23 protein-coding genes are annotated in these 20,763 nt (G+C 33.6%); 11 read left to right on the forward strand and 12 right to left on the reverse strand.

All coding sequences use genetic code 11. The annotated features are described in order from the left end of the window. Positions 1-290 precede the first annotated feature (290 nt). Positions 291-2,327 (forward strand): methyl-accepting chemotaxis protein, encoded by a 2,037-nt coding sequence (locus tag D2K60_RS06855; RefSeq protein WP_117169280.1) that lies wholly within the window; start codon positions 291-293, stop codon positions 2,325-2,327. A 48-nt stretch (positions 2,328-2,375) separates the two neighbouring features. Here the strand turns inward: D2K60_RS06855 and D2K60_RS06860 are convergent, their stop codons facing one another. From D2K60_RS06860 to D2K60_RS06885, 6 genes are all read right to left on the reverse strand, one after another. Then, complete coding sequence (locus tag D2K60_RS06860; RefSeq protein ID WP_117169281.1) at positions 2,376-3,326, reverse strand: ABC transporter permease; 951 nt, start codon at positions 3,324-3,326, stop codon at positions 2,376-2,378. After that, complete coding sequence (locus D2K60_RS06865; protein WP_117169282.1) at positions 3,326-4,240, reverse strand: ABC transporter ATP-binding protein; 915 nt, start codon at positions 4,238-4,240, stop codon at positions 3,326-3,328. The genes D2K60_RS06860 and D2K60_RS06865 overlap by 1 nt, the downstream gene beginning before the upstream one ends. Continuing rightward, a complete protein-coding gene (locus D2K60_RS06870; protein ID WP_117169283.1) occupies positions 4,240-4,950 on the reverse strand; it encodes an ABC transporter ATP-binding protein in 711 nt (236 codons plus the stop codon). The genes D2K60_RS06865 and D2K60_RS06870 overlap by 1 nt, the downstream gene beginning before the upstream one ends. 1 nt (position 4,951) lies before the next feature. After that, the gene (locus D2K60_RS21105; protein WP_117169284.1) at positions 4,952-5,320 is read right to left on the reverse strand and encodes a GntR family transcriptional regulator; all 369 of its coding nucleotides are present in this window, start codon (positions 5,318-5,320) and stop codon (positions 4,952-4,954) included. Between the two features lie 3 nt (positions 5,321-5,323). Then, positions 5,324-6,103, reverse strand: coding sequence for a hypothetical protein (locus tag D2K60_RS06880; protein ID WP_117169285.1), 780 nt, complete (start codon positions 6,101-6,103; stop codon positions 5,324-5,326). Positions 6,104-6,211: 108 nt separating this feature from the next. After that, on the reverse strand, positions 6,212-7,036 hold the full coding sequence (locus D2K60_RS06885; protein ID WP_117169286.1) for an MBL fold metallo-hydrolase: 825 nt from the start codon (positions 7,034-7,036) through the stop codon (positions 6,212-6,214). 85 nt (positions 7,037-7,121) lie between these two features. On the opposite strand from D2K60_RS06885, the gene D2K60_RS21110 reads away from it, so the two are divergent. Continuing rightward, positions 7,122-7,256, forward strand: coding sequence for a hypothetical protein (locus D2K60_RS21110; protein WP_275896243.1), 135 nt, complete (start codon positions 7,122-7,124; stop codon positions 7,254-7,256). A 64-nt stretch (positions 7,257-7,320) separates the two neighbouring features. Here D2K60_RS21110 and D2K60_RS06890 read toward each other — a convergent pair whose 3' ends face one another. After that, complete coding sequence (locus D2K60_RS06890; RefSeq protein WP_117169287.1) at positions 7,321-7,659, reverse strand: DUF5634 family protein; 339 nt, start codon at positions 7,657-7,659, stop codon at positions 7,321-7,323. A 63-nt stretch (positions 7,660-7,722) separates the two neighbouring features. Then, positions 7,723-10,275 (reverse strand): EAL domain-containing protein, encoded by a 2,553-nt coding sequence (locus D2K60_RS06895; protein ID WP_117169288.1) that lies wholly within the window; start codon positions 10,273-10,275, stop codon positions 7,723-7,725. A 321-nt stretch (positions 10,276-10,596) separates the two neighbouring features. Here D2K60_RS06895 and D2K60_RS06900 point away from each other — a divergent pair, with 321 nt between their 5' ends. The 3 genes from D2K60_RS06900 to D2K60_RS06910 all read left to right on the forward strand — a co-directional run bounded on the left by D2K60_RS06900 (position 10,597) and on the right by D2K60_RS06910 (position 12,638). Next, a complete protein-coding gene (locus D2K60_RS06900; protein ID WP_117170348.1) occupies positions 10,597-11,001 on the forward strand; it encodes a BrxA/BrxB family bacilliredoxin in 405 nt (134 codons plus the stop codon). A gap of 105 nt (positions 11,002-11,106) precedes the next feature. Further along, positions 11,107-12,069 carry an aromatic acid exporter family protein gene (locus tag D2K60_RS06905; protein ID WP_117170349.1) on the forward strand — a complete coding sequence of 321 codons (963 nt, stop codon included), beginning with the start codon at positions 11,107-11,109 and terminating at the stop codon, positions 12,067-12,069. A 62-nt stretch (positions 12,070-12,131) separates the two neighbouring features. Then, entirely contained in the window at positions 12,132-12,638 is a 507-nt protein-coding gene (locus D2K60_RS06910) for a L,D-transpeptidase (RefSeq protein WP_117169289.1), read from the forward strand. Positions 12,639-12,672: 34 nt separating this feature from the next. Here D2K60_RS06910 and prli42 read toward each other — a convergent pair whose 3' ends face one another. Further along, positions 12,673-12,810, reverse strand: coding sequence for a stressosome-associated protein Prli42 (gene prli42 / locus D2K60_RS21115; RefSeq protein ID WP_162880729.1), 138 nt, complete (start codon positions 12,808-12,810; stop codon positions 12,673-12,675). A gap of 157 nt (positions 12,811-12,967) precedes the next feature. On the opposite strand from prli42, the gene D2K60_RS06915 reads away from it, so the two are divergent. Together D2K60_RS06915 and D2K60_RS06920 are read left to right on the forward strand one after the other, a co-directional pair. Next, positions 12,968-14,098, forward strand: coding sequence for a M20/M25/M40 family metallo-hydrolase (locus tag D2K60_RS06915; RefSeq protein WP_117169290.1), 1,131 nt, complete (start codon positions 12,968-12,970; stop codon positions 14,096-14,098). Between the two features lie 136 nt (positions 14,099-14,234). Beyond that, a complete protein-coding gene (locus tag D2K60_RS06920; protein WP_117169291.1) occupies positions 14,235-15,482 on the forward strand; it encodes a DNA polymerase IV in 1,248 nt (415 codons plus the stop codon). Between the two features lie 57 nt (positions 15,483-15,539). Here D2K60_RS06920 and rnz read toward each other — a convergent pair whose 3' ends face one another. Both rnz and D2K60_RS06930 read right to left on the reverse strand, forming a co-directional pair. After that, on the reverse strand, positions 15,540-16,463 hold the full coding sequence (rnz, locus tag D2K60_RS06925; RefSeq protein WP_117169292.1) for a ribonuclease Z: 924 nt from the start codon (positions 16,461-16,463) through the stop codon (positions 15,540-15,542). A 134-nt stretch (positions 16,464-16,597) separates the two neighbouring features. Then, complete coding sequence (locus D2K60_RS06930; RefSeq protein WP_117169293.1) at positions 16,598-17,344, reverse strand: glycerophosphodiester phosphodiesterase; 747 nt, start codon at positions 17,342-17,344, stop codon at positions 16,598-16,600. Positions 17,345-17,743: 399 nt separating this feature from the next. Between D2K60_RS06930 and D2K60_RS06935 the strand changes: the two genes are divergently transcribed. The 3 genes from D2K60_RS06935 to D2K60_RS06945 all read left to right on the forward strand — a co-directional run bounded on the left by D2K60_RS06935 (position 17,744) and on the right by D2K60_RS06945 (position 19,148). Continuing rightward, on the forward strand, positions 17,744-18,535 hold the full coding sequence (locus D2K60_RS06935) for an SDR family NAD(P)-dependent oxidoreductase (protein WP_117169294.1): 792 nt from the start codon (positions 17,744-17,746) through the stop codon (positions 18,533-18,535). Positions 18,536-18,600: 65 nt separating this feature from the next. After that, on the forward strand, positions 18,601-18,933 hold the full coding sequence (locus D2K60_RS06940; protein WP_162880730.1) for an iron-sulfur cluster biosynthesis family protein: 333 nt from the start codon (positions 18,601-18,603) through the stop codon (positions 18,931-18,933). Beyond that, on the forward strand, positions 18,930-19,148 hold the full coding sequence (locus D2K60_RS06945) for a YqkE family protein (RefSeq protein WP_117169296.1): 219 nt from the start codon (positions 18,930-18,932) through the stop codon (positions 19,146-19,148). The genes D2K60_RS06940 and D2K60_RS06945 overlap by 4 nt, the downstream gene beginning before the upstream one ends. 33 nt (positions 19,149-19,181) lie before the next feature. On the opposite strand, the gene D2K60_RS06950 is transcribed toward D2K60_RS06945, so the two are convergent. Continuing rightward, complete coding sequence (locus D2K60_RS06950) at positions 19,182-20,090, reverse strand: aldo/keto reductase (RefSeq protein WP_117169297.1); 909 nt, start codon at positions 20,088-20,090, stop codon at positions 19,182-19,184. A gap of 121 nt (positions 20,091-20,211) precedes the next feature. On the opposite strand from D2K60_RS06950, the gene D2K60_RS06955 reads away from it, so the two are divergent. Then, complete coding sequence (locus tag D2K60_RS06955; RefSeq protein ID WP_117169298.1) at positions 20,212-20,760, forward strand: NUDIX hydrolase; 549 nt, start codon at positions 20,212-20,214, stop codon at positions 20,758-20,760. Positions 20,761-20,763 lie beyond the last annotated feature (3 nt).

A 20,763-nucleotide genomic window follows, 5' to 3' on the forward strand; every position in this document is an offset into this window, starting at 1 on the left:
TTATGCAACTTTGGGAGCTAATCCTAAATTGAAGAGACATCGTACTTCTTTCGTAATAATCGTCAATCTTTTAGAAACCATGGCTAAATCTATTTTTATTCGTGTCAAAATAATGTCCAAATATATGTAAAATAAAACTTTTTAGTCTAATAAACGATATTTCACAGAAACGTCACCTAAGGAAGATCTATTCTATAGTATAATTCGAATAGTTTTCTAACAGAAAATTGAGGATTTGCTTCTATTTTTTGTTAATAGACAAATACATAGAGATAAAAGGACTGGGATGCATGATTAGGAAATGGAAAGAAAAATTCTTAAATAGAGGTATAAGGAGTACATTAATTATTTATTTTAGTATGATTGCTTTAGTTCCAATAATTGTTGTTGGTTTATTTTCTTATAATCAAGCAGCAACATCGCTAGAAAATGAAGTTGGTAATAAAGTAAAAGATTATGCACGAGTTAATATGGAGAAATTAGATCGAACAATGTATGAAAGAGTAAGAGATGTTCAAATAATGGCAACTGCGCCTTCAGTATTAGGTGCTGTAGATAGTAATGATCAAATTGAAAATTATCTAGATCAACAATTAGAAACATTAAGTTATTTCTCTTCTTTGTCTGTTTCGGATAGTGACGGTAATGTGATTAGCCGAAATGGTAGAAGCGAGGAGTTAACAATAGAAAGGGACACAGCGGAATGGAAGGAAGCAATTGAAAATGGTTTATCCTTTTCCGAAGTTGTCTATGATGCTGATCTGGATAGCTATGTAATCGAAATTAATGTTCGAATTGATAAGGGTGAACGCGTCGGAATGATGCAAGCAAAGTTTAATGTTGAACATATTTGGAATGATGTTAATACTATTTCAAGTGAAAATGTCATGGTTGAATTAGTAAATCAAGATGGTGAAAAAGTTGCTGATACTGTTTCTAGTGCAAGTACGGATGTGGAAACAGGGGCTGAAGAAGTTGATCAATCATCTCAAATTTTCACTGAATTAAATGTAGCTACTCCTGGTGATGCAGGGTTTATTAAAGCAAAAGATAGTATAAACAATGACGCAATTATAGGATATGCAAAAAGTGCAGGTTATCAAGATTTTACAGGGTTTAATTGGTCACTAATTGTAAGTGAGCCTACTGCAATAGCCTTAGATTCTATTGAAAAAGTCGGGGAAATCATTTTAATTATCGGTGCTATAACACTTATTATAGTAATTTTATTATCTTTCTTTATTGCTAGAAGTATTGCAAATCCATTAATAACATTACGTAATCGATCGTTAAAGGTTGCTGACGGTGAGTTGAATAAGAAAATAGAGGTCAAAGGACGTGGTGAGGTTCGAGAACTTACTGAAGCAATGAATCAAATGATTGATAACTTGCGAGATACGATTAAGCACACAGGTGATGCATCTAATCGAATTGGTTCACAAAGTAATACATTACAAAAGATAAGTAATGCTATTCAAACGGGTAGTCAGCAATTGACATCTACTATGCAGGAATTAGCTAGTGGATCGGAAGAACAAGCAAATTCATCAACAGATATTGCATCTGCAGAACAACATTTAGATCAGCAAATTAGCAATGTAAAGCAAGAGTCCGAATTATTAGAGAAGTCTTCAGAAAGTGTGTGGAATATTTCTAATGAAGGTACAAAGCAAATGAAAGAATCAATTAATCAAATTGAAGTGATTAATCATGAAGTGAAAAATGCTGTTGACAAGGTTAAAGGTTTAGAAAAACAATCACAAGCGGTATCTGATTTAACAGTAGTAATTAATAACATAACGGAACAGACGAATCTGTTAGCGCTGAATGCAGCGATTGAAGCTGCAAGAGCAGGTGAAGCAGGGAAAGGTTTTTCCGTCGTGGCGGATGAAATTAGGAAGTTAGCTGAACAAGTTAGTCTATCGGCAGTAGACATTGCTGAAGTAATTAATCAAATGCAGAAAGAATCCAAATCTTTAGCTGTCTCTTTGGATGGTGCGTATCAACAAGCTGATAAAGGTGTCACACAAATAAAAGAATCAGCTACGTACTTTTTAACAATTAAAGAGGAAATCATCCAAATGAATAAACGAATTGAGTCAGTTGGAAACAACCTTAAAGGAATTGAAGAAAACAGCAATGAGATAAATGAAGGTATAACCCAAATTGCATCTGTATCAGAAGAGAATGCAGCTAATTTAGAAGAAACATCAGGTTCTATTGCACAACAACAAGCCGCTGTCGATAATCTATCAGAACAAGCCGATATATTACAAAAATTATCAAATGAGTTAAATCAGATGATCGATAAATTTCAAATTGATTAACTAAAAAATAATGCTACGCTCTTCAAAAAGCGTAGCATTATTTTTAGATTAAGCAGTAACATCACGTTTTTGAAAAATAGTAAACGCTAATATTTGAAAAATAACAAAATAAATTAGTAACATGATAATGGAAAAAGGTAATGTCATTGACTCAATTGGTGGTGTACCATCAAAATAAATGCTTAGATTTGTATTAGCAAATAAGATGTATTTCGCCCATTCAAATTTCGTTGCCAATAGCATGGTTGCATTTCCACCAATAAAAAATAAGAATAGCGAAATGCCAATTGCAAATGAATTACTTCGAAATACAGCTGAGATCATAAAGGCCATCGTTGTGATCATTAATAAATCAATCGAATATAATAGGTATTGGCTAATAAGGTGTAGTGCGATATTTTTCTCGATTACTTCACCATTTTGATAGGCTAAGTGTGCAATATCTGTCATAGGAAAGCCGAAAAATAGCATACCCACAAGGCTGGATGTAAGGTAGATAATACCAATCATCATTAGTCCGAAGAGAATAACAGTTATATATTTCGATAGTAAAATTTTCATGCGACTTATTGGTCGAATTAGTAATAGTTTTATTGTTCCACTAGAAAATTCATTAGCGACCATACCTGCTGCAATAATAATGGTGAATAAGCCTGCAAAACTGATAATCGTCTTGGCTTCATCAACAAATGTCCATAGATGAGTTTCTTGATTTGGTGGAATGTTATTTTCAATTCGGTATTCATTAATCGCAATATTTCGTTCGTAAAACATATCCATACGTGCATTAGCATTCGCACCTAATGCCGCTTGATCAGAACTAATTTGTGTTTCAACTGCTTGTTTCCAATTCGTGTCGTGTGCTTGTTCATTTGCTGTTTCAGTATATTTTAATATTCCGGCAAATCCAATTACAAATAGAATCATACATCCTATCATAATTAGGGTGCTCTTTTTACGGATAATTTTTACCCACTCATTTACGACGAGATTTACCATTAATATTGGCTCCTTTCAGAAGTAGAAGTAACCTCTAAAAAACGGTCTTCTAAAGTCTTTGTTAATTGCTTTGTACCGTAAACACTAATTTCAGAATCAATCAGTTTTTTTAGTATGACTGCAATCTCTACTTTTGTTGCTTGAACGGTAAATCCGCCTGTTTGATAGCTTACTTGCCAATTTTCATTTAACCAATTAGAAGCAGTATCTAGCTCGCTTGTTTCAATAAAATGTGTTGTCTTTTCATCAGTAGTAGATGCGTTCATATTGTGAACATCTATTATTTTTCCTTGCTGTATAATTGCTATACGATCACACATCATTTCCATTTCAGCTAATAAGTGGCTAGAAACAATGACACTCATGTTCCTTTCTTTGGTCAAATAGCTTAAGTGCTCTCTAATCTCTCTAATGCCAGCAGGATCTAATCCGTTTGTCGGCTCATCTAATATCAATAGTTTCGGATCATGCAAGAGACATTGAGCCATTCCAAGCCGTTGTCTCATTCCTAAAGAGTAGGTTTTGACCTTGTCATTAATTCGCGTTGATAATCCAACCAAATCAATTACTTCTTTTATCTTTTCTTTCGTAACTTGTTTATGCATCCGGGCATACTGCAATAAATTTTGATAGCCGGATAGATGTTTGTACATTTCAGGGTTTTCTACAATGGCGCCGATTTGCTTTGCGGCATCTTCAAAATTGGTCTTCACACTGTTTCCACAAATTGCAATATCCCCACTGGTGATTTTCATTAAACCTACGATCATACGAATCGTTGTTGTTTTGCCAGCACCATTTGGTCCCAAAAAACCGAAGACTTCACCTTCTTCAACTGTAAGGCTAATGTCGTCAATGATTGTCTTGCGATTTATTATCTTGGTTACATTCTCTAAAGAAAGTACTACTCCCATTATTTCTCCACCTCTACACGTCTTACGATTTCTTTAAACCAATTTAGTACGGATAGACCTTGTTCCTCACGCAAAACTTCGACATTTTCCTGTCCGATTATATCACCATAATGTAGTGCAATAACTTCATCTAATAAAGGCTCGATTTCGATTATTTCATGCGTCGCAATAATGAGTACTTGTTGGTCTAGGTCTACGTATTGCAATAGACTTTTAACAGTAGCTTCGCGAACCATTGGATCTAATCCAGAAAATGGTTCATCTAATAAAATTGCTCCTGTTTCTCGTGCTAAAGCCGTTACAAGTTTTAATCGACCACGGTTCCCTTTGGATAACGTTTTTACCTTTTTCGTTGCATCGAGCTTTAAATCAATCAATAATGCCCGGGCCTTTTCCAAATTAAAATTACTGAATTGACTAGCAACGTAATCTACAGTTTCTTGAACAGTAAATGTCTCATAGAACATATCTAACTCTGTCAAATAAGCAACATCTGCTGCTGTTTTGCGGGTGATAGGCGCTCCATTTAATGTTATAGTACCTTTATTTGGAAAGGAGAGTCCTGTCATCATTTTTAATGTGGTTGATTTCCCGCTACCATTCGGACCTACGAGGCCATAAATTTTACCCTTTTCTAGCGAAAGACTTACATCTTTCAATGCGAATTCCTTTCCATAATGTTTCGTGACGTTGTTCAATTGTAAAGTCACATTAAATCCCCCTATTTAAAAAATGGTGTACTTGGGTTATTATTTCTGTTTGTTTGACCCCAATTTTATTCATTTTATTAATAAAATCTTCGATGATCTCTTCTTGCAGGCTTAATTTTATATCTTCTAGTAATGCATTGTTTTCAATTACAAATGTTCCTTGACCTCTCCTTGTTTCCACAACATTCATCCTTTCTAATTCCCCGTATGCACGTTGGATAGTGTTTGGATTAACTCCCATTTTGACTGCCATATCACGAACCGATGGTAATTTTTCAGGGGATTTTTGTTTTCCTTGTAAAATATCTATAACAACTTGATCAACAATTTGCATGTAAATTGGCTTTGATGACTGAAATTCCTTTGACATGCTTTACACCTCTACCTTCTTAGATAACAATCGTGCTGACAGATAATAGAGCAACCCTGTCAGTAAGAGGTAATAAATAACAGGAATAAGGGGAACCTGTATATTCTCAAATACGATATTCCAAAGTGCACCATCATAGTCCAGAAATGGATTAGAAGTGATAGAGAAGTGATAACGCGTTATTAAATCACTTATCCAGGCTATTTTTAGCAGCAAGGTTTCTAAGATGTTATAAGAAAAGAAAATCAAGATAATAAGTAACCATCTAAAATAGCGCACTTTTGGATAGTTACTTAAACTGTGGTATATCATCCAATAAAGGGTGACCCAGCCGGTTAAATAAAGACCTATTCCGATAGCAAAAAAATATAGAAAGCTACCTAACTGAATAAAAGCGGAAATATCTAATTGTTGATAGACGTCAACTCCAAAAAAATACATGCTAAATGCCAGATATCCAATTAATATAAATTGAAGTAATGCTTGATAGATTATTAACAATAATAATTTGGAGAACAATAAGGTGTAACTTGAACGTGGGCTATATAACCACATTTGATTTTTACCTTCTTTCGTTAAAAAAGAAAGCATCATGCCAGGTATGAATCCAATCATTGAAAAGCCAGCTAATAGAAGTATAGCTAAAGTCCCTGCTGGTTGTTTGGTGTAAGATGAGACGATGACTCCAACTATTAATAGTAAGACTAATAATACAGAAAATGTTAGTAGATTGGATCTAGATAATCGATAATCCTTTTTTAATAACCCTAAAAATGGGTGCATATAATAAAACAACTCCTTGTGTGTTAGTGTACTATTTGAATAGTACACTAATACATAAGGAGTTGCAAGAACTTTTTGAAAGGTGGTTATATGGCTAAATGGTCATTTCTAGTTTCTTTTGTGTTTTGGTATTGCAATGTCATAAAATTCAGTTGTTAATTTTTTGAAGCCTTCGCTTAATTCTTCACCTTTCATCGGTAATCCATGTCCAGTTAAGAGTAATTTTGGCTTTAATTTCGCAAGGGTTTGAACTGACTTTTCTGCATCTTCCCAGTCATGTGTGAAATAAGCAGGAGGTCCATATAGTTTAATAAGTGGTAAAAATATGGCCAAACTTGATTCAGGGTTTTCTGTTGTAACAGCGTCGCCTGCAATTAAAATCTTATCAGTTTCTCGAAATAGCGAAATATGTCCAGGTGTGTGTCCAGGTGTATGGAAATATTTCCAACCATCAAGGAATGGAAGTGTTCCATCCTCAGATAATGTCTTAGCTAAATGTTTTAAATTCACTGCATCAGTAGGAAAGACTGGCGATAATAAAGACAGTAAGCCACCGCCAACAGTTGGATCAGCTGGTGGATACTCACTTGTTCCATCAACAAAGGGCAATTCCTTAGGATGTACATAAACAGATATATCCCAATGCTTAGCTAATTTTTTTGCGGATCCGACATGATCAAAATGAGCATGTGTCAGTATAATAGCTTTTGGTGGAATAGTGTTAAAACGTTTTTCTGCTGCAGCAATAATTCGCTCATGATAATGAGCAATACCGGTATCAATCAGGATCCAATTCTGTTCAGATGGTTTACCAAGCATATAAACATTTGATACTAATGTACGATAAAGTGCAATATCATCAGTAATTTCTTCTGCAATAGCATGTTCCATATTTGCCTCTATATGTGCTGATAGATCGGTATGCTTTTCCATATATATATAGCTACTCCTTTTTTGATTAGTTTGTAAAATCTACGATGTAATTATGCATGTAGCGAAATAAATTAATAGTTATGTTTTGGAAAAACGACGTATCATAACAGCTTTAATTAAAGAAATAGGCAGCGCAATGGAAGAGATGTCTAGTCATACAGAAGACTTAATAAATGTGGCAAAAGACTTAACAGTCGAAGTCAATAGATATAAATTATAAAATAACACATAAAAACACCTTCGTTTAGGACACTTTAAAGTGGTCATAAATGAAGGTGTTTTTATTAAATAGCTCTGTTGATACGTTGACTGCTCGATTTATCAAGTGCATTTAAGCAATTATCTAGATGATCATAACCTCTGAATGAAGACGTGTTATTACTTTTAGACTCTAAGGTCCAAATTGGTGTAAGTGGAATTAAAGCTTCTTCAGAATAGCGCATATAAGGTAAATATACGTAATAGTCTTTGGTATTTAGATTAATTTGATAACCAATATATAATGAATCTGCTTGACCTTTGGTTAGATAAGTTGTCATACTGTCAAAATGATATTTATTAGATAAACGTGGTATTGTACTCTTAAGATTTTCAATTAATTGATTACGCATACATATTTTCATTAAGAACGCCTCCGAATAATTTTATTACTAGGATGGCGTTTTTTGTTAAAGTTTAAACATAACTTAGTCAATATCTTCAAGAAAGTAGGAAATTGGATTATCTATATAGAATTTTGTATCTGGAATCGGCTGGTTATTTTTTGAGAAAATAGTCAATTGATTAATTACTTTCGCTAGATGATCCTTAGTTGCTTCAGAAACGTCATCAAAAGCAACACCGTAGTAAAAAATATCTTGTCCTATTTCGCTTTTCCAAACGAAAGATCCGATGATTTCAAATTCGAATCCATTTAGGGAAAATGTGTATATAATCTTCATATTTGATTGAACTGGTAATTTTAAGGCAGACATTATTTTTAAGCCGCCCAAACTAATATTTTCAATTAATATCTTTGCCATCCCTACATTTATTTTACGATTGTTAATTTCAATAATAGATAGTCCACCTTGTAGATATCCAGGAAAGGATAATCGATAATATTTTCTTCTATCTATTTTAGGTTTAGACACTTTAGTTGATTTTGGAATTGGCAGAAAACCTTTCTTTATCATTTTTTCGAATCCGCTTATTGGTACAGGTTCTGAAAAAAGATACCCTTGTATAAGGTGGCATTCTTTTTGTTTCAGAAGTTGAAGTTGTTCAAAATTCTCTACACCCTCAACTATGACTTTCATATCTAGTGATTTTGCGAGATATAATATACTACTAACTATTGCGGCATCCTTTTTATTTTCATCGAGTATATTTAAGATGAAAATGCGATCAATCTTTAATTCATCAGCATGAAATTCGCGTAAATATTGTAAAGATGCATAGCCAGTGCCAAAGTCGTCAATTGCAATTGAAATACCTATTGCACGTAGTTGTGAAAGTGTATGCTGTACGTTACTTTCATTTTTTAATAACGCACTTTCAGTAATTTCAAATGTTATAAAGTGTGCAGAAATGTCATGTTTCTCTAATTGGCTCTTTACAAATGAAATCAATCCTGGTTTTAAAAATCGATTAGGAGATATATTAATTGAAATAGGGCGTAATATATAATCTTGATCTTTCCATATTTTTAATTGTTCGATCACTTTAGCAATCACCCAATCTCCTATATCATTCATGAGATAGTTTTCTTCAGCTAATGGAATAAATTCAGATGGAGATACTAAACCCCATTCTTTATGATTCCATCGTAATAAAGCTTCAGCGGATTCAATTAATCCAGTAAACGCATTCACTTGAGGTTGATAATAGACCTCGAAATCTTCATTAATAATCGCTTTTCTTAAATCTTGTGAAAGCATATATTTTTTATATGCTGATATATTATTTGAAGATGAATAAAATTGATAGGTATTTTTCCCATTGTTTTTTGCTTGTTTTAATGCAGTATGAGAACTTTCTAAAAGTTTCAATTCTGTATCGCCGTTTTCAGGATAAAAACTAATACCTAAACTTGTTGTTAAATGTAATTGATAATCAAATATGTTGATTTCCTTTTTAATTGTTTGTAATAGTGTATCAGCTAAATTACTTGCTGAATCTATATGTAATGCCTCTGTATCAATAATAATAAAATCGTTACTGACTAATCTAGCAACATAACTAGTAGAAGGTAAGGACGCTGTTAGCTTTTTCGCAACGTTTTTTAAAACCTCATTTCCAATTTGATAGCCTAAGGAGTCATTGATATGAGCGAGACGATCTAAGTCCAGATAAAATAAGGCAAACGGACTTTTTTTATCAATTAGCTCAGCAATTTTTTCGGATAAGCTACGTTGATTTGGTAGGTTAGTTAGAATGTCATGTGATGCATAATAAACTAATTCTTCATGCATCACCATTTCAGAAGTTATGTCAACTATAACTCCAAATAAACGTATTAATTTATTGTCACTATTAAACCACGGAATTGTTTGGTCAAAAACCCATTTTGTTTCACCATCATATGTAATGATTCGATAACGATGTTTAATTGACTTTCCAGTTAATAGATCTTTTTGTCTATTAAAAACGACTTCTTGGTCATCAGGATGAATAGCTGTTTGCCAAATAGTTTCGTCAGCATATAATTCGTCTAGTGACAAATTAAAAATTTTCTCAGCACCTTTTGAAATGAAATTAAGTTTATTGGAAGGGTAATCTTTCATCCAAATCCCCGAGCTTAAATGATCGTAAATTTGTTTGAACCGGTTGTTGATCGTAATGAGTTCTTTTTCTAATTTTTTTTCAACAGTATTATCTTGAATCATACCAAGTAATTTATACGGCTTTTTATCGATATAAATTACTTCAGCTTTTGTTTTTAAGTAACGAATTTCATTGGTTTTACCATGATAAATTCGATACTCAGAAGAATAATTTTCCCCTTTTAGAGCTTGTTGAACTTTTTCCGAAGCTTCGTCAAAATCATCTGGATGAACCAATTGAAAAGGTTTAGTCATCGGTATATGTATAGAATGATCCAGTCCAAAAATATCATAAAAGTAATCAGAACAATATAATTTATCTTCATCTATTAAATATTCCCAACTTGCAATCTTGGCAATTTCTTGAGCATGTATTAAATGCTTCTGATTCGATTCAAGTTGTTTCATTAAGTCTGTTTGGTTTTGATTAGTCACGCTAGCCTCATCATTTGAAAGTTCAATTGTTGATTCATTTGAAAATAAGCGAGTAATAAAGCTACTAAATTTATGATCTTTGATAGCTAATTACCTCCTTTGATTTATGTCAATGTATTATACTATTTTATGACCAATTATGCACTAGTTCGTCTTATAACTACTTAATTCTACAAAAATATTATTAAAAAACGTGTTTTTTGCGGTTACCCGGGAAATACAATTAATTGCTAGTTCTTTTGAAAGTTGTTAAAATAATGTAGACAGTAAAAGTGTACAGATAAACAGAGGAGTTGAAATAGAGTGGATTTTAATTTATTTATGGGAGACATTGTTCAGACAGCTCGTGAGGAAATGAATAATGCTGGTTATCAGGAATTGAAAACTCCTGAGGAAGTGGATCAAGCATTAACAGCTAAAGGGACAACACTTGTAATGATTAATTCAACATGTGGTTGTGCTGGTGGAGTTGCTCGTCCAGCTGCAGCTCATATTGTAGAATCTAATCATCGTCCAGATAATCTAGTAACAGTATTTGCTGGTCAAGATAAAGAGGCAACTGAAAAGGCACGTGCATATTTTAAAGGTTACCAACCTTCATCGCCCTCATTTGCGCTATTAAAGGACGGACAAATTGTAACAATGGTAGAACGTAATAATATTGAAGGTTATACCCCTGAACAAGTTGTTTATCAACTACAAGAAGCTTTTGAGAAAGCTAACTAATACTTTTTTCGCAAATCCCTGTGCTTGTATTTACGAGAACAGGGATTTGCTCTATACTTATGCATTATACTATGTGAAATAGAAATGATTAAGTGGGGAGCAAAAATTGTGAAAATTGGTTACCGAACGATTAAAACTGCTATTGCGACTCCTTTAGCAATTTGGCTTGCAGAACTATTTCAATTAGACAATTTTGTATCAGCAGGAATTATCGCGGTATTATGTATTCAGACAACAAGAAAAAGATCTTTTTTAAGTGCTTGGCATCGTTTTGGATCGTGTCTAATTGCAATGATCTATTCATTTGCTATTTTCGAAACGGTAGGTTATCATCCAATATCTATTGGTATATTATTGTTAGTTTTTATTCCAACAACAATCAAGTTAAACTTAACACCAGGTATCGTTACTAGTTCCGTCATCTTATTACATTTGTATAGTGCTGCCTCTATTACTTGGGAATTAATTTTGAATGAAGTATTATTAATTGCTATTGGAATTGGCTCAGCATTACTTTTAAATTTATACATGCCAAGTTTGGAATCGAAATTACAATCTTTACGCAAAAAGGTGGAGAAAAACTTTCAACAAATTTTGGAAGAAATCGCCATATATCTTCATGAAGGTAAAAAAACCTGGACTGGTAAAGAACTTATTGAAACAGAAAAGTTGTTTCGACAAGCTGATTTATTTGTGTCAAGAGATGCCGAAAATCATTTATTACGAGAAGAACATCCATATAAAGATTACTTTGAAATGCGTAAAAAACAATTTGATTTACTAAAACGAATGTTGCCGGTTATAAGTCAAATGAATGAGTTAACGGAACAAGCTGATCGAATTGGTAGCTTTTTTGATGATCTAGCTGAAGCCGTACAACCTGGAAATAATGCTAAAAAACATTTAGATTCAGTTGATGATTTAAAAAAACAATTTGAAGAAGATGATCTTCCTAAAACGAGAGAAGAATTTGAATCAAGAGCGAATCTATTTCAATTGTTACATGAAATTGAAGAATATTTAGAGATTAAAAAAGCACGTACGCCAGAGAAATTAACGAAAATGTAGTTAAAGACATAATTACATTTTGATTGTAGATACTAGGGGAAACATATAAATGAGGGATTAAAATGAAATTAATCATGCTCACCGTCATTTTGATAGTTTCTCCACTGTGGCCTTTAGGAGAAAATCCGAGTTTGAATGCGCCATTTGTAATCGTTAATAAACAAAGTAATCAATTAGCTTTTGTAAACGAAGGTAAAGTACAAGAAGTTTATCCAGTTGCAACGGGTGCTACAGAGGAATTGACACCAAACGGTATCCATACGATAATTGTTAAAGCAATCGATCCTTATTATCGAAAAAAGGATATTCCTGGTGGTGACCCAAATAATCCACTTGGATCAAGATGGATTGGATTTAATGCAAAAGAGACAGATGGAAGAACGTATGGTATTCATGGAACAAATCAACCGGAATCGATTGGAAAGAATGTTTCTGCTGGGTGTATTCGTATGTTAAATAAAAATGTTGAAAAGCTTTATGAACAAGTCCCTATAGGTACAAAAGTATGGATTTTAAGGTCTGACAAGAATTTTGAAAGTCTTGCAAGAGAAGCAGGAGCGATTAAATAATAAACCAGCCAAGAATATTGGCTGGTTTATTGTTTTAATTTACTAGATATGCTAGCCCCATAGTGAATGTTGATAATACCATAGCAAGAATCATTATATAGACAATTATTTTATTTCGTCTTTGACGTTTTGAGAGTTTTCTTGGTTCGTTTGATACTGTTTTACTCGCCATTTTTTTCCGCCTCCTTCAAACACATTACTACTAAGTATTTTATCGTGAATTAACAAAAGGTACAACCTTTTTCCGTATGTTAAAATTGACAATTGATAATTGGTTCGCTAACGTAATTAGTGAAACTTGTTTTACGATTGAGGAGGAAGTAAATAAAATGGTTAATCAAGATAGACTTATTGAAGAATTTATAACATTAGTACAAATTGATTCAGAAACAAAAGAAGAAAATGAAATAGTTGAGGTTTTAAGAAAGAAATTCACTGATTTAGGCTTAGATGTGGTAGAAGATGATAGTAAAAATAAGACTGGACATGGGGCAGGTAATCTTATTTGCACATTGAAAGGTAATAACGCAACCGACACGGATACGATTTATTTCACATCTCATATGGATACAGTTGTTCCTGGAAAAGGTATTAAGCCATCAATAGTGGATGGTTACATCGTTTCTGATGGTACAACGATACTAGGTGCAGATGATAAAGCAGGTTTAGCTGCAATAATTGAAGCTATACGATTACTTAAAGAGAAAAATATTTCGCATGGTGAAATACAATTTGTGATAACAGCTGGTGAAGAATCTGGCCTAGTTGGTGCTAAAGAGTTGGACACAAATCTTTTAAAAGCCAAGTTTGGCTATGCAATAGATAGTGATGGCGTTGTTGGTGACATTATTGTTGCAGCTCCAACACAAGCTAAAGTTGTTGCGATTGTTAAAGGGAAAACTGCGCACGCAGGTGTAGCGCCAGAAAAAGGTGTTTCTGCAATAACAATTGCATCAAAAGCAATTGCAAAAATGCCTTTAGGAAGAATAGATGACGAAACTACTGCTAATATCGGTCGTTTTGAAGGTGGTCAAAAAACAAATATTGTATGTGATTATGTTGAGATTTTAGCAGAAGCCCGCTCACTTGATCCAGCGAAACTGGAAATACAAGTTCAAAAGATGAAAAATGCTTTTGAGGATGCAGCGACTGAAATGGGCGGTAAAGTAGAAGTTGAAAGTACTATTATGTACCCTGGCTATAAGCAAGTAGATGGGGATCATGTTGTAGAAATTGCTAAGCGTGCAGCTAAACGTATTGGACGTAACAGTACACTGAAAACAAGTGGTGGTGGCAGTGACGCCAATATAATTGCAGGATTTGGTATTCCAACAGTAAATTTAGCTGTTGGGTATGAAAATATTCATACAACAAATGAAAGAATGCCAGTAAAAGATTTAATCAAAGTTACCGAATTTATTGTTTCAATTATCGAAGAAGTAGCAACACCTAGTAAATAAATACTTAAAACGTCTCTCTAAGTATTTGAGGGACGTTTTTTTGTGCTACTACTTTGAACGATAACCAATTAGCCATAATAATAAAGATCGTGTTATAATTAATTTAGAACGAATGTTCTTTTAAAGGGAGAGACCTATGTCTAAATGGTATCCAAAAAATGGAAGAGTAATATTTCATGTAGATATGAATAGTTTTTATGCATCAGTAGAGGCAGCTTATGACACCTCATTAAAAGGGAAACCGCTTGCTATTGCAGGCAACCCGGAAGAACGTCGGGGAATAGTAGTGACGAGTAGCTATGAAGCAAGAGCAAAAGGGGTAAAAACGACAATGCCTTTATGGGAAGCGAAAAAGCTTTGTCCTAATTTAATTGTGATGCGCCCAAATTTTGATCGTTATCGTAAAGCATCAAGTGAAATGTTTAAAATGCTTGCAGCAATTACACCTTGTGTGCAACCAGTATCAATTGATGAAGGGTATATGGATATTACCGAATGTGTTGCCTTGGGGTCGCCTATCGAAATAGCTGAACGCTTACAAAAACAGATTATTGATGAATTAGATATACCTTGCAGTATAGGTATAGCTCCAAATAAATTTTTAGCGAAAATGGCTTCAGATATGAAGAAGCCGATGGGAATTACTGTTTTACGAAAACGTGATTTAGCAACAAAACTTTGGCCACTACCTGTAGATGCAATGCACGGAATTGGTGCTAAAACAGCAGAGAAGTTAAATAAAGTTGATATTATTACCATTAAAGATTTAATTGAAGCTGACACATATAGTCTAAAACGTTTGCTTGGCATTAATGGTGAACGGCTTCAAAATCGTGCTAATGGAATTGATTTAAGGCCTGTTGATCCAGATGCAATTTACGATTTTAAAAGTATTGGTAATTCTGAGACATTACCTGAAGATACAATTGATGATAGAGAAATCCAGAAATTAATCCGAAAACTAGCGCGGAAGGTTTCTGCGAGATTAAAACGAAAAGAAGTAGTCGGACAACACGTACAAATCACGATTCGATTTCATGACCGTAAAACGATTACAAGAAGTCTTAAATTGTCTGAATTTATTGAAGAAGAAGAGACGATTTTTTCTATTAGTAATAATTTGTTTGAAAAGCACTGGAATGGGGATCCAATACGTTTATTAGGAGTAACTGTCCAAGACCTGGTGGATAAGAAAGAAATTAGCCAACAGCTCAATTTATTTACGTATGAGAAAGCGGCATCGAAAGAAAAACTCTTTCAAACAATGGAAAAGTTAACTGAAAGATACGGAGAAAATACGTTTAAAAAAATAAAACAAGTAGAAGATAAAAGCCAACCACGCACAAGCTTTCAAAAAGATTACCTAGATGATTATAAAAAATAAGCACAATTCTCTATTATTAGAAAAAGAATTGTGCTTATTTAGTATGTCGTTTTTTTCTTACTTTTGAATGATTTCCCACTCAAGTAAATCAGCTACAATTTTTGAATTAGGAAAGATAGCTGTTGCTTCTGCTTCTAATTGAGTAATTGCTTCCCCTTGATAACGAGAAGAAATATGGGTTAATAACAACTGGTTGACAGCTCCTGATCGAGCAAGTTCCGCTGCTTGTTTCGTTGTGGAATGGTAATAGTTATATGCCATTTCTTCTTCATCTTGAGCAAAAGTTGCTTCATGAACTAGGACATCACTATCTCTAATAAATGCAGCTATTTCAGTAAAATATCTTGTATCTCCCAAAATGCTCACTATTCGCCCCTTTTTATTAGGGCCAATAAAGTCGGCTCGGTTAATCGTGCTGTTATCAGCTAGGATAGTTGTTTCATTTTCTTTTATTTGTTGATAAATTGGCCCAGGTGGAATTCCTATCGCTTTTAATTTCTCGGCTAAGAGCTCCCCAGATGAATCCTTCTCTACAATTCGGTAGCCATAAGAGTCAATACCATGTTCCAACTTTTTGCAATAAACGTTAAACTTGCTATCTTCAAATAACATGCCTTCTTCAACTTCATGAAAATAAAGCGGATAGCGAAGACGTGTTTGACTAACTTCTAGACTAACAGTGATGTATGCTTCTATGCCCTTTGGCCCGTATATAGTAACAGGAGTTATACCATCTTGAAACGAGCGACTACTAAGAAAACCCTGTAAACCATATATGTGGTCACCATGCAAGTGTGTAATAAAAATTTTATCTATTTTACGCGGTCGGATGTTCGTGTTTAATATTTGATGTTGTGTTGCTTCACCACAATCAAATAACCAAGTTGTGCCTCTTTCTTGCGTAAGGTCTAGTGCGACTGCAGATACGTTGCGTTCTTTAGAAGGAACGCCCGCTCCAGTACCTAAAAATTGTAGTTTCATTCATTACCATCCTCGACTATATTGTTTTGGTGGTTCAAATGTAGTGTTTAAATCATCAATTGCTACATTTGGCCAATACGAATTATGTCTGCACATAGGTCGCATAATTTTCGTTCCAACTGCTAACTGCCTGCTTATTCTAATATATCTTGTTCAAATAATTCTCTTGTCTCAATTGCAACATGGGGTAGGTCGGTAAAAATTGCACGTAACCCTAATTTATAACAGCGCAACATTTGAGCAGATCGATTTATTGTATAGCAAGCCAAATATAAGTCTTTAGATTCTGCTTTAGCTATAAATGCTCGATTTAATAAGCGATATTTAATATGTAAGCCATTAGCACCAAGTTTTTGTGTGAAAGTAAATAATTCCGTCATTCTATTTGAAGTCAATAATGCTGTTGTTACACTTGGATCAATTTTATGCATTTTTTTTATGCTGTTTGGATTAAAACTAGAAATAACTGTTTGATTTATTTTATTGTATTTTTTTAATAAATCATAGACAAGTTTTTCAATGTTCCTATATGCAATGATATTTGTTTTTAATTCTAAATTAAGTAATACTTTTTTATCCATTGACCAATATAAAAAATCTTCAAGTGATAGGATGGATGTATTGACATAATACTCTGAAAACCAAGAGCCAGCATCTAATTTTTGTAACTCCTCGAATGTATAGTCTTGGACAAACCCCGTTCCATTGGTTGTTCGTCTTACGCTTTCATCATGAATTAACACAGGAATATGATCCTTAGTTAATTGAATATCAGTTTCAATTCCATCTGCGTTTTGTTCATAAGCAAGTTGAAATGCCGGCATTGTATTTTCCGGTGCTAGTTTACTAGCTCCACGGTGTGCATAAATAATTGTTTTCACTCTTTTTCACCTCTAGATAAGGTATTCTTTATGATTGTGTTATATTTCTAAAAAAAAGTCAATTTGAAAGTAAGTGATATCTTAAGAAATTGTAAACAAAAACGACAGTAACAATATTATTTTAGGGTTTTTAATCGTCATGAACAAAAAGTGGAAGTAAGGTGGAACAGGCTTTCCAAGCTTAGATGAAAGAAAATTTATTTTGATTTAATTATTTTTTTAGAATCAAGAAGGTATTGATCCTCTTTTTTTAAAAAAATTGTCAAGCAACTGAGCAATTCAAAATAGAGATAAGTTATTGGTTTTCGTAGTAAAGCCAATAAGGCTATTATTTGCAGTAGCGTTCAATAAATAGCATAATTAATAGTAAGAATTCGTGTATACAAGAAAGGGACATAAATGAGAGATTTTTCGAACAAGACGATAATGATTACCGGTGCATCAAGTGGCATTGGGGAAGTTTTAGCACATAGGCTAGCGATGGCTGGTGCAAATCTAATTCTATTGGCACGGTCTGGTGATAAACTAGAGAAGATTAAAATTAAATTAGAACAGGATTATCCGATTACATGTACATATTATATTGTTGATTTATCTAATAAGGTATCTTTGCAATCGTGCTTAGTAAAGATTGAAGCAAACCATCAGACGATTGATGCCATGGTAAATAATGCGGGATTTGGAATTTTTGATGCTGTTCAGGATGCGGATTACCACGATATAGAAAAGATGTTTCAAGTGAATGTGTTAGCTTTAATTGAAGGGATTCGTTATTTTTTACCACATTTTATCAAGAAGAAACAAGGGCATATCATAAATATTGCATCCTTTGCTGGTAAAATTGCTACACCTAAGTCATCTGCATACAGTGCAAGTAAACATGCTGTGTTAGGCTTTAGTAACGCGCTTCGTTTAGAGGTAGAGAAACAAGGTGTACTTGTAACGACGGTTAACCTTGGACCAGTACGGACGAACTTTTTTGATGTAGCTGATCCAACAGGAAATTATCAAGAAAATGTGAAAGATTTTATGATTGAACCAGATCAAGTAGTCGATCAAATTGTCAAAGTACTATTTAGAAAAAAACGAGAAATTAACTTGCCAAGATGGATGGAGTTTGGTAGTCGACTTTATCATATCTTCCCAGGATTAGCTGAACGCTTATTGCGTAATCAGTTCAGTAAAAAATAAGATCGTTGCATTTTTGAACAGAAATTTTTATACTAAGAATATAGACAAAAATGGAGGGTTCTCCGATGAATTTAACGATTACAGAAGAAGCATTAGAAAAATTAATAGTACTAAATAGTGAAAACCAAAAATACTTGTTGCTATTGTATGATAATGATGGCTGTGATTGTAGTGTTAGTGGCATTCCGACAATTCGTTTCACCGATAAAAAGAAAGAAAAAGATAAGGACGTAGCATGTTCTAAATATGACGTTATAGTAGATTCATTCCATGAAATGTTTTTTGAAACAAAAGTAAAACTTGATTTTATCGGGAATGGATTTCGGTTATCAAGTCCAGCAGGAATGTTAAATCCAATTATCTCGATGCAAACAGTAACAAAGGAAGTGCCAGCATGAGTAAAAAACAAGAAGAAAACAGTTTGAAAGATAGATTAGATCCAGCTATAGTTAAAGCTTTACAAGGTAAAAAGGAATTGTTGAAACAAGTAGAAGTGGATAAAATAGAAAAGATACGAAAGCAAAAGATAGCGGACCGAAAAGAACGAGAAGCAAATAAAAGCTTTGAAGAACTTTTAGGAGAAAGTGACTTGAATTGGAAAAAGTTTAAATAAAAAGCATGGGATTAATTATCCCATGCTTTTTATTTATCTGTGGTTTTGATAGGTGGTTGGTCTTGATATCTGTTGTAAAGCTTGATAAGTGGACTCAGACAATGGTGTAGCATTTTTAAGTCTTACGTTATCCAGTAATTGTTTCGTTGAGCTCGCGCCAACTACTGCACTTGCAACGGCCGGTTTATGCAGAACATACTGCAAGGCAGATACAGATAAAGTGTTGGTTTCTTTACTTAATGCATTTGTCATTGCTACTAACTCTTCATAGCTATAATCAAGATAACCATCATTTCCTTTTTGTTTAACAACTTCTTGTGCTTGATCACTTAACATACCTTTTGCTAAAGCACCTCTAGTGACGACGCTGATGTTGTTTTTTTCTAATAGAGCTAATAATTCTTCTTCAGGTCTTCGATCAAACATACTGTATTGCATCATTACCGATACAATCGAAGATCGCTTCACATATTCACGAATAACATTTGGTCTGATTGAAGACATACCATAATAGCGAACGAGGCCTTCTTTTTTAAGTTCTTCAAACGCTTCTATGGTTTCATCAATTGGATCGTCAATCGTTCCTCCATGGAGTTGATAGAGATCAATGTAGTCCGTTTGTAACCTTTGTAAGCTCTTCTTTACTTGTTCTTTGATATATGCCTTAGAAGGATCCCAAAACCATGTACCATCTTCGTTAAGATGATTCCCTACTTTGGTTGCTAAAATAACATCTTCTCTCTTTCCTTTTAATGCTTTACCAACAATTGCTTCATTTTCCGCTTTGTCATATAAATCAGCTGTATCTAAATAGTTAATCCCCTGATCAAGTGCTGCTGTAATAATGTTAGTGGCCTTTTGTTGATTTGTTCCTAAAGACATACAGCCTAAACCTAATTCAGAAACAAATAAATCAGAATTTCCTAATCGGTTTTTTTTCATGAATAATCGTCCTCTCCTTTATAGATAATACAATTGTAAAAAGAAACACAATGAAATACAACTCTTGCAATTGCTATGTTAAAATAAATGAAAGAAAAGTAGTCGAAAGGAGTGCATGACAATGACGAAAAAACTTGAAGAAAAAACGATCCAAACAACAAACATTTTTAATGGAAAAGTGGTAAATCTACAAGTTGATGAGGTAACACTTCCAAATGGAAAGACTTCGAAACGAGAGATTATTAAACATCCTGGTGCGGTTGCAATTATAGCACTAACAGAAGAAAATAAGATTGTCTTTGTTGAACAATATCGTAAACCATTAGAAAAAAGTTTGGTAGAAATACCTGCAGGGAAATTGGAAGAGGGAGAAAAACCAGAAGTAACAGCTTTACGTGAATTAGAAGAGGAGACAGGTTATACAACGGATCAATTAGAACTTGTTACATCTTTTTATTCATCACCAGGTTTTGCTGATGAGCTTTTATATATCTATTTCACAGACAAACTTAAACCAGTAGAAGAGGCAAAATCCTTGGATGAAGATGAATTTGTTGAATTAATGGAATTAACTTTAGAGGAAGCGGAAGCATTAATGGCAGAACAGAAAATTCATGATGCAAAAACAGTATATGCGTTAATGTATCTTAAACAACTATTGAAAAAGTGAGGT

Source organism: Paraliobacillus sediminis (assembly GCF_003426055.1).

Bases quoted from the DNA above. Each gene is read 5' to 3' on its own strand.
- D2K60_RS06855 (WP_117169280.1), top strand. From the start codon at position 291: ATGATTAGGAAATGGAAAGAAAAATTCTTAAATAGAGGTATAAGGAGT.
- D2K60_RS06860 (WP_117169281.1), bottom strand. From the start codon at position 3,326: ATGGTAAATCTCGTCGTAAATGAGTGGGTAAAAATTATCCGTAAAAAG.
- D2K60_RS06865 (WP_117169282.1), bottom strand. From the start codon at position 4,240: ATGGGAGTAGTACTTTCTTTAGAGAATGTAACCAAGATAATAAATCGC.
- D2K60_RS21105 (WP_117169284.1), bottom strand. From the start codon at position 5,320: ATGTCAAAGGAATTTCAGTCATCAAAGCCAATTTACATGCAAATTGTT.
- D2K60_RS06880 (WP_117169285.1), bottom strand. From the start codon at position 6,103: ATGCACCCATTTTTAGGGTTATTAAAAAAGGATTATCGATTATCTAGA.
- D2K60_RS06885 (WP_117169286.1), bottom strand. From the start codon at position 7,036: ATGGAAAAGCATACCGATCTATCAGCACATATAGAGGCAAATATGGAA.
- D2K60_RS06890 (WP_117169287.1), bottom strand. From the start codon at position 7,659: ATGAAAATATGTATGCGTAATCAATTAATTGAAAATCTTAAGAGTACA.
- D2K60_RS06900 (WP_117170348.1), top strand. From the start codon at position 10,597: ATGGGAGACATTGTTCAGACAGCTCGTGAGGAAATGAATAATGCTGGT.
- D2K60_RS06910 (WP_117169289.1), top strand. From the start codon at position 12,132: ATGAAATTAATCATGCTCACCGTCATTTTGATAGTTTCTCCACTGTGG.
- prli42 (WP_162880729.1), bottom strand. From the start codon at position 12,810: ATGGCGAGTAAAACAGTATCAAACGAACCAAGAAAACTCTCAAAACGT.
- D2K60_RS06915 (WP_117169290.1), top strand. From the start codon at position 12,968: ATGGTTAATCAAGATAGACTTATTGAAGAATTTATAACATTAGTACAA.
- D2K60_RS06920 (WP_117169291.1), top strand. From the start codon at position 14,235: ATGTCTAAATGGTATCCAAAAAATGGAAGAGTAATATTTCATGTAGAT.
- rnz (WP_117169292.1), bottom strand. From the start codon at position 16,463: ATGAAACTACAATTTTTAGGTACTGGAGCGGGCGTTCCTTCTAAAGAA.
- D2K60_RS06935 (WP_117169294.1), top strand. From the start codon at position 17,744: ATGAGAGATTTTTCGAACAAGACGATAATGATTACCGGTGCATCAAGT.
- D2K60_RS06940 (WP_162880730.1), top strand. From the start codon at position 18,601: ATGAATTTAACGATTACAGAAGAAGCATTAGAAAAATTAATAGTACTA.
- D2K60_RS06945 (WP_117169296.1), top strand. From the start codon at position 18,930: ATGAGTAAAAAACAAGAAGAAAACAGTTTGAAAGATAGATTAGATCCA.
- D2K60_RS06950 (WP_117169297.1), bottom strand. From the start codon at position 20,090: ATGAAAAAAAACCGATTAGGAAATTCTGATTTATTTGTTTCTGAATTA.
- D2K60_RS06955 (WP_117169298.1), top strand. From the start codon at position 20,212: ATGACGAAAAAACTTGAAGAAAAAACGATCCAAACAACAAACATTTTT.